We start from the raw sequence: 12,351 nt of genomic DNA, 5'->3' as shown, positions 1-12,351 counted from the left end.
ACAAGGGATTTATCAGTAGCGAATTGCAAAAAAAGTTGTATAAAGCGTACCAAATCGCCTTTTGGACTCCATCTCGCAAAAACCAGAAACATCGCCCATCGGCATCATGGGAGAGATGGCTCAAACAAAAACGGAAAGTGATAGAAACGGTGTTCTCCGTCCTTGCCGACCAGTATCGTATCACAGACATTCGTGCGAATTCGATTTCAGGATTTGAAGTGGCACTAGATGGCATATTGTTGGTGTATTCGCTTGTCACACTCGGGCTAGTTGAGCGCTAGCGCTCAACTAGCACCACGGGTTATTTTAATAAAATTGTAACGTATGCGTGACAGAAAACACCATGATTGCTACGCAGAAGAGTGATTTCACAAATGAAAAAAGGAAAGGAGACGCCCTTTCCTTTTTATCAATATTTTCCTAGTATTTACTAACCTCTAACTTCGCGACGCACTCGACGTGCACAGTATGAGGGAACATGTCAACAGGTTGAACTTCGAGCGTTTGATAGCCGCCGCCTTCGAGAATGCGAAGGTCTCGAGCAAGGGTAGCTGGGTTGCACGAGACGTAGACGATGCGCTTCGGTTTCATGGCGATCATCGTCTGTAATAACGTTTCATCGCAGCCTTTGCGCGGTGGGTCGACAACAATGCAGTCCGCTTTTACTCCTTGCTCGTACCATTTCGGAATGACGACTTCGGCCTCTCCGACCGCAAATTCCACATTCGTCATGCCGTTTAATGCAGCGTTTCGCTTCGCGTCTTCAATCGCTTCTGAAACGACTTCGACCCCGTATACTTTTTTGGCGTTTTTCGCTAAAAAGAGCGAAATCGTTCCGATGCCACAGTAGGCGTCAATGACCGTTTCCGTTCCAGTCAACTCCGCATATTCCAGCGCTTTTTCGTACAACACTTTCGTTTGTTCCGGGTTCACCTGATAAAACGAACGGGCAGAAATCGCAAACCGAATGTCGCCAATATAATCATAAATATATTCAGAGCCCCAAAGCACGCGCGTATGTTCTCCCATAATGACATTTGTTCGCTTCGGGTTTATATTTTGCACAATCGATTTCACGTTCGGTACACGTTCTACAATCGCCTCAACGATTTTCTTTTTATGCGGCAACTCCTCGGTGCGCGTAATCAAAACGACCATCACTTCTTTCGTCGTTGCCCCATAGCGCGCCATAATATGCCGAAGGATGCCTTTATGCGTTTGTTCATTGTGGGCTGGGATATTATACTGCTCGCAAATTTGTTTGACCGTTTGCACGACGGTATCATTCATTTCTTGCTGGATCAAGCAGGCGTCCATGTCGATAATGTCATGGCTTCGTTCTTTGTAAAAGCCTGCGACAAGCCCACCTTCACGCTCACCGACGGGCACTTGCGCTTTGTTTCGATATCGCCATGGGTCATTCATACCAAGGACGGGATGAACGATCGCGTGTTCCACTTTTCCGATGCGCGCTAATACTTCTTTCACCTGCTTATGTTTCGCCTTCAATTGCCCTTCATAGCTAAGATGTTGCAGCTGACAGCCCCCACACTGCTTATAAACGGTACACGGTGCCTCTACACGGGCCGCGCTTGGTTCGTATAATTCGATCAGACGGCCGTAGCCGTAGCCTTTTTTTACTTTAATGACTTTAATTTTCGCTTTTTCTCCCGGGAGCCCATTTGGAACAAAAATTGGAAAGCCATCAATTTTTGCCACACCTGCACCGTCGTGTGTTAAGTCTTCAAATACAACATCGTAATATTCGTTTTTTGCCACTGGTGCTTCCATGTTTCTTTCTCCTTCCGCAAAATGCTGTCAAGATTGTAGCATAGTCGAACAAAAAAGAACAGGATTACTCCCCTGTTCTCATTTGTTCAGCTTTTTCTTTCGGAACAAATACGTTGATATGACGATACAAATTGACAAACTCTCCCGGAAGCATGCCACCATACTCGCCATCTAAATTGAGTTGCATATTTTCTTCTGTATATACTTTAACTCGATTTGCTTTCGTATAAATGATATGCGGATCATGAATATGCTCACCGCGTAATGCGAGCGTCGCAATTTTAATAAACTCTGCTAAGCTCGCTTCTTTTAAAATAATTAAATCAAACATGCCATCATTTAATGATGAATCAGGTGCTAGTTTTTCAAAACCACCGACCGAGTTCGTAAGCGAAACGAGAAACAGCATGACGGCCCCTTCAAACATTTTCCCATCGTACTCGATTTTTACGTGAACAGGATGGAGGGAAGGAAGCATTTCAATTCCTTTTAAATAGTAGGCAAGTTGGCCAATCATCGTCTTTAACTTGCTTGGCACTTCGTACGTTAATTCTGTCAAACGTCCGCCACCTGCGATATTAATGAAATAATGTGTTTTTCCTTCGTTTGTTACCGCCCCAATATCAATTGGCACCGCTTCTCCGTTTACGATGACATCACATGCGCCTTCGATCGAGCGCGGTACACCGATCGCTCGGGCAAAATCGTTCGTCGTACCAACTGGAATAATGCCTAGGTTTGGTCGATACGTTGCATCAGCTAGCCCGTTGACAACTTCGTTAATCGTTCCGTCTCCACCCGCAGCAATAACGAGGTCAAATTCGCGTTCGACCGCTTTTCTCGCCGCCTCTGTCGCATCTCCTGCCCCTGTTGTTGCGTGACATGACGTTTCATAGCCGGCTTGCTCCAATCGAATGAGTACATCAGGTAAATGCTTTTTAAATATTTCCCTTCCTGACGTCGGGTTATAAATAATACGTGCTCGTTTCATCCTCATCATCCTATTTCTTTATTTTTCCACTATTTAACATCATACCAAATTTTCATTTATGTTGCAATGAACAAAAGAAAGCCGACTCAAACGAGCCAGCTTACGTCAACATTTCATACCAAATTTTTATCACAGTCGCTACAATTAATACAAGTAAAATATACTCGAGCACTTTCGTATTTATTTTTTGACTTAGTTTTGCTCCAATTGGAGCGGCTAGTAAACTAGCAATAACCATCACAATCGATGGAACGAGAAGCATATGTCCGCCCATTATTTTCCCGACCGTCGCTCCAATCGATGAAATAAACGTAATCGCCACAGATGAACCGATCGCAATGCGTGTCGGCACTTTTAAAATGACGAGCATAATCGGAACAATAATAAACGCTCCTGCCGCTCCAACAATGCCAGAAGCAACTCCGACAATAAACGATAGCACGACTGCATACAAGCGATTAAATGCGAGTTGTTCTGCTGATACTTCTTCGCTTCCTTTTGGTTTCGGAAAAAACATTAATATCGCTGCGATCGACGCCAAAATGGCATATACAAAGTTAATCGTCTCATCGGCTAAAAACTTCGAACCGTATCCCCCGATAAAGCTACCGATCACGATGGCTGTTCCCATATAGCCGACAAGTCGAAACGATACGTAGCCACCTTTTTTAAATACAACAAGTGCAGCTAACGTCGAGAAAAACACTTGTACCGCACTAATGGCCGCTACTTCTTGTGCCGTAAAAGCAACAAAACCGAGAAGCGGAGGAATGTATAAAAGCATCGGATATTTAATGACTGAACCACCGATGCCGACCATCCCTGATAAAATGGATCCGATTGCACCAATAAGGAAAAGAACAAGCAAATAGGAAACTGTATATTCCATCACGAAACGCTCCCTTTACACTAAATCCGCAATATGATTTTTTAAGGCGTATTGAATGAGCTCATGTTTTTCTTTAATGCCGAGCTTTTGCATAATGTTCGTTTTATGATTTTCCACTGTTTTCGGGCTGATTTTTAACTTGTTTGCGATTTGATTGTTCGTATACCCTAAAAACGTCAGACGAACAATTTCTCTTTCACGATTTGTGAGCGGGGATTTCGGCTCTTTTTCTGCAAACATTTTTTCAAGATGTTCATCAGGAATATGTGTGCGATAAAACCGTTTCCCGCCGTATACAGCTTGCAATGCTTCGTACAAGTCGTTTGTTTGGCTATTTTTTAACAAATAGCCATGAATGTTATATCGAATCGCTTTTTGCACATATATTTCTTCATCATGCATCGTTAAAACGATGATTTTCACATCTTCTAATTCATCCATAATCGTTTTTGCAGTTGTAAATCCATCAAGCCCTGTCGGCATCGAAAGATCAAGCAAAATCACATCTGGATGGTGTTTTAATGCAAGCGTAATCGCATCGCAGCCGTTGCTTGCCTCCCCGACAACTTCTACATCCGGAAAACCTTCAAGAAGCAAACGAATGCCTTTACGGATTAAATCATGATCATCAACGATTAACACTTTCATCCTCTCCGCCCTCCTCTAACGGTACGCGTACAAAAATGGTTGTTCCTTTCGTCGGTGCTGATGTAATCGTTGTTTCCCCCCCAAGGTGAAAAACGCGTTCTTGAATATGTTTTAACCCAAGTCCCTCGCGCTTTTCTTCAACACGAAACCCAACGCCGTCATCTTCGACCGATACGAGTAATTCTCGTTCTGTTTGTTTAATTGAAACACGCACCTCTGTTGCTTTAGCATATTTCATGACGTTATGCAACGCCTCTTGAATAATGCGATATAAATTAATTTCCATCGTTGGTGATAAGCGTGTGTATACGTTCGTTTGAAATAAAAATGATGTATTTGGCATCTTAGATTGGAGCGAATGAATAAGCGACTGAATCGTTGGGATTAATCCAAGCGCATCTAAACTTTTCGGACGAAGTTGTTGCGCATATAGCTTCACATCTTCCATGACACGCCCGAGTTCTTCACGCACTTCTTTGACATATGCATGCAGCTTTTCATCTTGTACACGTTGAATAATATTATCTAAGGCAATGGAAATGCTGTAGAGCGATTGGCCGACGCCGTCATGCAATTCTTGTGCTAAGCGTTTATGCTCTTCTTCTTTTGCTTCAGTTAGTTTTTTTACCATCCACTTCGAACGACGTGCTTCCTCTTCTTTTTTCTTCGCTGTTTGATCGCGTAAAACGAGCAAATAATATTTCGCATCATCTTGCTCGAGAATGAGCGCTGTACTCATTTCCACATCAATCAAATGTCCGTGATACGTCGGCATTTCCGATAAAAAATACGGTACCTCTTCGGTTGAAATTAAATAACATCGCTCTTCCCCTTCTTTCACATCGCGCTGTTGGCAAAACGAGCAATACGGTACTTTTTCGCCAAGTTGCCAACCAGTCAGCCGCTTGGCAGCTGGATTCATTTCGACGATCGTTCGCTCATGGTCCATGACAATAATTCCATCTTGAATATACGCAAAAATTTTATCTAAAAATTGCATGTTCTCACCTCTCTTTCATTATAAGAGAGGAGTAAGATGAAAAGAAAGGACTGACAACGTCAGCCCTTATGATTGCTTCACAACAGGAAGCTTTTCTCTCGTCCACGCTAAATATCCGCCTTTTAAGTTAAGCACTTGTTTGAATCCTTTTGCTTGCAAAATGCTTGCGCCAATTGCTGAACGCGCACCTGAGCGACATTGAACAATATATGTTTTATCCTCTGGAAGCTCATTTAAACGGTCCGCAAGCGTACCAAGCATAATATGTTGTGCACCTTCAATGTATCCTTCGTCCCATTCTGCTTGATTGCGTACATCAACGAGATGATAGCGATCATCGTTTAAATATTGTTGTAGTTGATGGACATCAATTTCTTCGTAGCTTTCCACTTCACCGCTTAAGGCAACGGATGGCTCAATATATGCTACAACGCGATCTAATCCGATATAAGCAAGCGCCTTGCGAATCGCTTGTACATCTTCTTGATTAGCGATTAACACGATATCTTGATCATAGTTAATTAACCAACCCGCCCAGTTTGTAAATGACTTGTTAAACGGAATGTTGATTGCTCCAGCATAATGTGCCTTCGCAAACTCTTGAGACGGACGAACATCTAAAATAAACGCTCCGTTTGCTTTATATTCGTCAAGTTGTTCACGTGTTTGTAACGACAGTACTTCTTCTTCATTTAAATATGCAGGTCCAATTTTGTTTACTTTCTTCATCATCGCAAAATATTTTGGTGGCTCTGGTTGACCTGTAAGCAATAATTTCACAAATTCTTCTTCATCTTCAATTTTCAACGCCCAGTTGTTCAATTTTTCATATCCAACGGTTGAAACAGGAACGGCTCCAAGCGCTTTTCCGCATGCGCTTCCTGCCCCGTGCGCTGGCCATACTTGTAAGTAATCTGGGAGAGCTTTGAATTTTTTCAACGATTGGAACATTTGACGAGCGCCAACATCTGCTGTACCAGCAACTCCAGCTGCCTTTTCAAGTAAGTCCGGGCGACCGATGTCACCAACGAAAACGAAGTCACCTGTGAAAATACCCATTGGTTCTGTTGAACCGCCACCTTTATCTGTTAAAATGAACGAAATATGTTCTGGTGTATGACCTGGTGTATGAAGCACTTTAAACTCAACATTACCGACTGTAAACATGCTTCCTTCTTTCACAAGCTCGTAATCGACTTCATCTAAATATTGATATTTCCAGTTCGCATCCCCTTCATCAGATAAATAAAGTTTTGCCCCACAACGTTTTGCTAATTCTTTCGCTCCTGAAACAAAGTCCGCATGAATGTGTGTTTCTGTTGCAGCAACAATTTGCAATCCTTCTTTTTTCGCTGTGTCGATGTACCAATCAACATTGCGACCTGGATCAATAACGATCGCTTCTCCTGTACGTTGACAACCAACTAAGTAAGACATGTGCGCTAATTGCTCATCGAAAAATGAACGAAATAACATATACATCCCCTCCAAATTATTTATGTTTACTTGCTACATCAAGTAGCGTTTCTATATATTTCACCCCATCTTGAATCAATGGGTGTTTTAACAAACGGTACATGCGTAATAGTGATACATGAGATGAGTCGCGTTCACGTTGAAAGCGTTCGTTTGTTTCTTTTAAAATGTTCAATCCCTTTTCAATTGGAACAATATCTTTTGCTCCTTCTATCGCATATGCCATCGACTCACGATCGTTGATGACGCTTGTCGCGAACGAAATGAACTCTTCTGCCTTTTGCAACCATTGAACGAGCGTCGGCAACAGTTGAATGAGGGTTGCAAGTGCTTCGATGTGCTCTGTTGTCAATCGAAATGGCGCTGTTTTTTCCTCAAATTCTGTAAACAATGCTTCAAGTGATTGTTTATCGTTTATCACATGCTGAACAACTGCAATTTTTTCTTCTACCGATTCCATCGCTTCTTTTAGTTGAGGAAGCTTCTCAATAAAGTAACGGAGCGCTTCTTGTTGTTCTTCGGTTTCGAGTAACTGCACCATGTTCTCCCCCCTCTACATAAGACCTTTTAACATGCCGTTCCAGTAGACGATCGGTAATAAGTTTCGTTTCATGATATACATGCTCATCCGCTCCTTTGATTGATCAAACGGAAACGTTTCTTGCGGATTTTTATCATAATCAAACTCGGCTAAAACGAGCTTATTATAACCGGTTACGAGCGGACATGATGTGTAACCATCGTAACGTGCCTTTAACGGTTTTCCGTTCATATATGCTAGTAAATTTTCAGCGACAACCGGCGCTTGTTTTCGAATGGCTGCCCCTGTTTTTGACGTCGGTAAGTTTGTGCAATCACCTGCGCCAAATACATTTTCATATGTTTTATGCTGCAATGTATACGGATCGACGTCGACCCATCCTGCCGCGTCGGCTAATGGACTTTTCTTAATAAACGCTGGTGGTCCCATTGGCGGCGTCACATGAATCATATCGAAACTTAATGTAAAGCGTTCGTTCGTATCGAGATGTTCAAATGTCGCTTTTTTTGCTTCGCCATCAATTTCAACTAATTCAACACGATATTTTGTTTCAATATTTTTTCGTTGAATAACCTGTTCAAGTGTATCAGCATATCGCTTTACCGCAAAAATGTTTGGCAATCCTGAAGCGAAAATGATGTTTGTTTTGTCGCGTACACCAGACTGACGGAAATAATCGTCAGCTAAATACATAATTTTTTGTGGTGCACCGCCGCACTTCACTTGTGTGCTCGGTTGTGTGAAAATAGCCGTGCCACCGCGGAAATTGCGAATATTTTCCCACGTGCTCTGCACATAATCGTATGAATAATTGCTGCAAACACCGTTTTTGCCGATCGTTTCTTTCAGTCCTTTAATTTGATCCCAATAAATTTCAACACCTGCTGCGACAACTAAATAGTCGTAACGAACGGTTGAACCTTCTTTCGTTTTTAACGTATTATTTTCTGGCGAGAACGTATCGACCGCTTCTTTCAACCATTTTGCTCCGTCTGGGATAAGCGATGCTTGCTCGCGAACAGAATCTTCAACTTTAGCTGCCCCGCCACCAACAAGCGTCCAAAGCGGTTGATAATAATGTTTATCTGATGGATCAATAAGCAGTACTTGTCCATGTAATTGACGATTTTTTCTTAACAGACGTGCTGCAATGGAAATCCCTGCTGAACCTGCTCCAACAATTGCTACTTTTACATCATAGACGTTCGCCATCGTTCATCGCTCCTTTTGTATCCGCTTTCAAATCTGTTTTTCTTAACTTAATTACATTGTATATGTTGTTAACTTATATACCCATAGGGGATTTCCCTTATCTTTTTTGACATAAAAAAGAGCGGTAAACACCGCTCGACTACGCTTTATACCATTGATCATTCATTTGTACGCCTGCTGCTTTAAGCATCGTATATACAGGGCAACGTGCTTCTACTTTCTCTTTTAGTTGTTGAATACGCTCTTCACTTTCATTCGTTTTCACAGCCACTTCAATTGACACATTTTCAAAATGAGGACGAACAGATGAATCGCCCATAAATCCACGTGGATCTATTTGACCTTTTACTACAAACGTCATGTCTTGTAAATCAAAATTCATTTCTTTTGCAACAACACGTGCAGTAACATTTTCACAGGCAGCAAGCGCTCCAAGAACCATTTGAAGCGGATTAGCCCCTAAATCTTGACCACCCATTTGTTTTGCTTCATCAATAACGAACTCATGTTTCCCTGCTTTCACATGTGTTGTAACTCCTTCTACTGTTGCTTGAACGATAAATGCCATTTTATTCATGATCAACAGCTCCTTTCTTAGTTGTTTTGTTGCTTAAACCAATATTTACTTGCTATTTTTCCATAGTAAGCAATCGACTGTTGCTGAACGATAAAAGCGAGAGTAACAATGAGCGCTGCTTCCGCACCAAAAGACGTTGCAGCTAAACCAATTGCAATAGATAAATTACGTAAAACTGTTCCATTAACAAGTGCAATTCCGTCTTCACGGTTAAAAAACTGTTTCGCCACAAATGTGCTAATCACATAGTTGATAAAGTAGAAAAGTAACAATACTGCCAATGCGATGACAATAAGCTGTAAGTTCGATACAATCATTTTTGCTCGCATGCTAATGCTGACAAATACAACATACAACATACCCCAAATACTTAAAGGTGCAAAGTTTGGCTTCACTTGTTTTTGAAATTGTTCTGGTGTATATGTTTTCATTAACCATTTAAATGTAAGATGTCCAAGAATCATCGGTACAAACACAACAAGCAAAATCGTTCGGAACGTTTCCATGACGTTAATATCGACGTATTTTCCGACCATCACAAGCAAATACCATGGTGTTAGTAACGAACCGAGAATTAAACCAAATACGGTCAATTTTACTGCTGCTGTCATATTCCCTTTTTGAATAGCCGTCCACGAGATCGTCATACCACTTGTTGGAAGCAATGCCGATAACGCAAGTCCCGCAAACATAATCGGATGATTGTGCAATAATGTCTTTCCGATGAGAAAAGCAACAAATGGAATCAGAACAAAGTTAATAACAATAGAAGCAAATAATATTCTCTTTTCTTTTAGATGTGTTAATTCCTTCCATTTGAAACCAACCATCGTTGCATAAATCATGACGATTGTCGCAAATAAAATCGTGGACTTCAAAAAACTTGTATCGACAAACGTTCCAACGATAAATCCGAGCAACAGTGTTGCTGGAACACTAACAAGTAAATATTTTTGTGGGAAAAAATATAATTTTTTCATCGTATCCCCCTCTATATACCCTCATATGTATTACGATATATACTATAAGGGGTATATAAAAACTTTGCAACCTTTTTCACAAACTTGTCATATTGATATCGTTTTCACGATTTTATATTTCCCCTTTCTTGTTCATTTATGATGTTTTCACCCGTTTTTCATCAACATTTGATATGATGAAAGAAAAAAAGGTGATCAGGATGAAAGTGTTGCTTGCAGAAGACGATATACATTTAGGTGAACTCATCGTCCATTTATTGAAGAAAAAAGGAGTCGAGCATATAGACTGGGTGCAAGAAGGAGAAGATGCCTATGACTACGCCCTCGCATCATTTTACGATGTGATCATTTTAGATTGGATGTTACCAAATGGCGATGGGGTGAGCGTATGTCAACGTTTAAGAAAAAATGGTTATCACGGAGCGATTTTAATGTTAACCGCAAAAGATGCGGTTCAAGATCGCGTTGAAGGACTAGAAGCTGGAGCGGACGATTATTTGGTGAAACCGTTTGAAATCGACGAGCTCATGGCGCGACTGAAAGCGTTAGCGCGACGTTCGTTTGCGCCGATTCAAGAGGAAATCGTTCGCTGGGGAGCATTTGAAGTGAATCGTACAAGTCATACATTGATGAAAAACGGACAGCAAATTATATTAACTCCACGTGAATTTCAACTACTTGATTTATTATTGCAAAATAGAGGACGCGTTCTAACGCGCGATATCATTCTCGATCGTATTTGGGGATATGATGCTGATGTGTCGATGAAAACAATTGATGCCACCGTGAAGTTGTTGCGTAAAAAAATTGGCGATGAACAGCAACAGCTGATTAAAACGGTGCGTGGGGTGGGATATACCATTGAAAAATAGCATTCGCTCCTTTTTCCATCATTCTGATATGTTTCGTCGTACACAATGGCGATTAACTGCCACATATAGCGGTATTCTCATCGCTTTTTTAGCCATTTTTATCGCGATTGTTTCTTTTCTTATTCATACCGTTATTACAAATGACCAAGAGCGACGCATTCACACACTCGCCGAACAAGAAAGTCAAACGATTCAAAACATGCTAGAAGAACAATCGTTTATCGGGTGGCCTGCCGACCAAAATGTTATTTTCTTAAGTGAAGATCAACTATTTTTTTACGTCGTTGACACACGTGGACGATTGATGATGGGGGATGAAGTAAATAAAGGATTGCGTCCGCTCCTTCTTTCGACGCTTCAACCGTGGACGCCAGAAAAAAACGAATTAAGATATGTAGAAATAACTGTCCCTCATCATCGCCATGAGTTAAAACGATTTCGGGCGGATGAATTAAAAATACTAACTGTCGCTCGTCCTGTGATTGTTGATCAGCAGCTCGTCGGGGTTTTATATGTCGGCATGGATGTCACAAGCATGTTTCGTTTGCTGAAATGGTCTACATTCATTTTATTAGGGCTTGGAGCTTTATTTATTGTGGTGGCCGTTGCTTTTAGTTATTTCATGTCAAAACGGGCGCTCGTCCCCATTCAAGATGCTTACAATCGCCAACGTCAATTTGTGGCGGATGCTTCTCATGAATTGCGAACGCCGCTTAGCGTCATTTTTTCTTCTGTTGAGGCGTTAAAAATGGATATGTCATTAACGTCCGATGAGTTTAGCCGAAAAACAATTAAACGTCTAGAAGACGAAACGAAACGAATGACAAAACTCATTAACGATCTTCTCACCCTTGCACGCACAGACGATGCAAAACTACAAATCGAAAAAAAACCGTTTGATTTGCGGGCATGTGCAGAACATACGTTACAATCGTTACAAGAACTCGCAAACAAAAAACAGATTGCCCTTCATTTTCATGCCCCCGAACAAATTGAATTTGTTGGGGATGCTGATAAATGCACGCAACTGTTATACATTTTGCTTGATAATGCGATCAAATACACGCCCGATGGAGGAACAGTTTCTCTTTCGCTAGCCCAACATATAACGAAACAACGAAAGGTTGTTACAATTTCTGTAACTGACACAGGCATCGGCATCGCTCCTGAACATCTTCCGCGCATTTTTGATCGTTTTTATCGTGCAGACAAAGCGCGAACGCGACAAATTGGCGGACACGGACTTGGGCTTTCCATCGCAAAATGGATTGTCGAAGCACACGAGGGAAACATTCAAGTACAAAGTGAAGTGGGCAAAGGAACGACATTCACTGTCATCTTTCCTCATTAACGTGCACAAATGTGGCACGTTTT

At 41.5% G+C, this 12,351-nt stretch carries 13 protein-coding genes; 3 read left to right on the top strand and 10 right to left on the bottom strand.

The genetic code is table 11. From position 1 onward, the window contains the following. On the top strand, positions 1–281 hold a 281-nt coding region (locus ASC42_RS10305), incomplete at its 5' end, for a transposase (protein WP_280790532.1). A 139-nt stretch (positions 282–420) separates the two neighbouring features. On the opposite strand, the gene rlmD is transcribed toward ASC42_RS10305, so the two are convergent. From rlmD to ASC42_RS10255, 10 genes are all read right to left on the bottom strand, one after another. Beyond that, positions 421–1,791 (bottom strand): 23S rRNA (uracil(1939)-C(5))-methyltransferase RlmD, encoded by a 1,371-nt coding sequence (rlmD, locus tag ASC42_RS10300; RefSeq protein ID WP_055441677.1) that lies wholly within the window; start codon positions 1,789–1,791, stop codon positions 421–423. A 64-nt stretch (positions 1,792–1,855) separates the two neighbouring features. Continuing rightward, positions 1,856–2,782 carry a diacylglycerol kinase gene (locus ASC42_RS10295; RefSeq protein ID WP_055441676.1) on the bottom strand — a complete coding sequence of 309 codons (927 nt, stop codon included), beginning with the start codon at positions 2,780–2,782 and terminating at the stop codon, positions 1,856–1,858. A 100-nt stretch (positions 2,783–2,882) separates the two neighbouring features. Continuing rightward, complete coding sequence (locus tag ASC42_RS10290; protein ID WP_032100993.1) at positions 2,883–3,671, bottom strand: sulfite exporter TauE/SafE family protein; 789 nt, start codon at positions 3,669–3,671, stop codon at positions 2,883–2,885. A 15-nt stretch (positions 3,672–3,686) separates the two neighbouring features. Then, positions 3,687–4,319, bottom strand: coding sequence for a response regulator (locus ASC42_RS10285; protein ID WP_055441675.1), 633 nt, complete (start codon positions 4,317–4,319; stop codon positions 3,687–3,689). Beyond that, positions 4,300–5,319, bottom strand: coding sequence for a PAS domain-containing sensor histidine kinase (locus tag ASC42_RS10280; RefSeq protein ID WP_055441674.1), 1,020 nt, complete (start codon positions 5,317–5,319; stop codon positions 4,300–4,302). Before ASC42_RS10280 ends, ASC42_RS10285 begins: the two co-directional genes overlap by 20 nt. A gap of 66 nt (positions 5,320–5,385) precedes the next feature. Continuing rightward, the gene (locus ASC42_RS10275; RefSeq protein WP_055441673.1) at positions 5,386–6,795 is read right to left on the bottom strand and encodes an MBL fold metallo-hydrolase; all 1,410 of its coding nucleotides are present in this window, start codon (positions 6,793–6,795) and stop codon (positions 5,386–5,388) included. A gap of 16 nt (positions 6,796–6,811) precedes the next feature. Next, the gene (locus ASC42_RS10270; protein ID WP_055441672.1) at positions 6,812–7,336 is read right to left on the bottom strand and encodes a hypothetical protein; all 525 of its coding nucleotides are present in this window, start codon (positions 7,334–7,336) and stop codon (positions 6,812–6,814) included. A gap of 12 nt (positions 7,337–7,348) precedes the next feature. Beyond that, positions 7,349–8,548: an FAD/NAD(P)-binding oxidoreductase gene (locus ASC42_RS10265; protein WP_055441671.1), complete on the bottom strand. Its 1,200-nt coding sequence runs from the start codon at positions 8,546–8,548 to the stop codon at positions 7,349–7,351. Between the two features lie 139 nt (positions 8,549–8,687). After that, entirely contained in the window at positions 8,688–9,125 is a 438-nt protein-coding gene (locus ASC42_RS10260; protein ID WP_055441670.1) for an OsmC family protein, read from the bottom strand. Between the two features lie 17 nt (positions 9,126–9,142). Continuing rightward, on the bottom strand, positions 9,143–10,105 hold the full coding sequence (locus ASC42_RS10255) for an arsenic resistance protein (RefSeq protein WP_055441669.1): 963 nt from the start codon (positions 10,103–10,105) through the stop codon (positions 9,143–9,145). Between the two features lie 200 nt (positions 10,106–10,305). On the opposite strand from ASC42_RS10255, the gene ASC42_RS10250 reads away from it, so the two are divergent. Further along, positions 10,306–10,977, top strand: a complete 672-nt coding sequence (locus tag ASC42_RS10250; protein WP_055441668.1) for a response regulator transcription factor — start codon at positions 10,306–10,308, stop codon at positions 10,975–10,977. Further along, positions 10,967–12,328: a sensor histidine kinase gene (locus ASC42_RS10245; protein WP_055441667.1), complete on the top strand. Its 1,362-nt coding sequence runs from the start codon at positions 10,967–10,969 to the stop codon at positions 12,326–12,328. Before ASC42_RS10250 ends, ASC42_RS10245 begins: the two co-directional genes overlap by 11 nt. Positions 12,329–12,351 lie beyond the last annotated feature (23 nt).

The sequence above is a fragment of the Anoxybacillus suryakundensis genome (assembly GCF_001418025.1).
GTDB lineage: Bacteria > Bacillota > Bacilli > Bacillales > Anoxybacillaceae > Anoxybacillus > Anoxybacillus tengchongensis.
This window is presented reverse-complemented; position numbering and strand designations above follow the sequence as displayed.